At 50.8% G+C, this 364-nt stretch carries 1 protein-coding gene; it reads right to left on the bottom strand.

From position 1 onward, the window contains the following. The coding region (locus ACLD9W_RS12550) for a transposase (protein ID WP_410842305.1) at nt 1-364 on the bottom strand (364 nt) is incomplete at both ends.

Genomic DNA, 364 nt, shown 5'->3' with positions numbered 1-364 from the left:
CGGTTTTCCTTACTGTCATAGCCTTTATCGGTATAGACGGTCGTACCTTCGGCAATACCTTCCAACAAAGGCGACAGGTGGTTGCACTCATGGACATTGGCGGGGGTGATGTGCAGTTTCCCGATATAGCCTTCCTCATCGGTGCGGGTATGTTGTTTGTAACCGAGTCTGTAGAGGCCGTTTTTCTTTGTCCAACGGGCATCTTTGTCTTTGCTCGGTGTGGTTTGGCCGCTGACTTGTCCTTCTTCATCAACTTCTAGAGCCTGACGCTGTTTGCTGCCGGCGGTTTGAATAATGGTGGCGTCAATGACGGCGGCGGATGCTTTCTCTACTTTTAGGCCTTTTTCGGTCAGTTGGCGGTTAA

It is taken from the genome of Neisseria sp. WLZKY-1 (assembly GCF_046546535.1).
Taxonomy (GTDB): domain Bacteria; phylum Pseudomonadota; class Gammaproteobacteria; order Burkholderiales; family Neisseriaceae; genus Neisseria.
The sequence above is the reverse complement of the archived record's forward strand: the minus strand, read 5'-3'. Positions and strand labels throughout refer to the sequence as shown.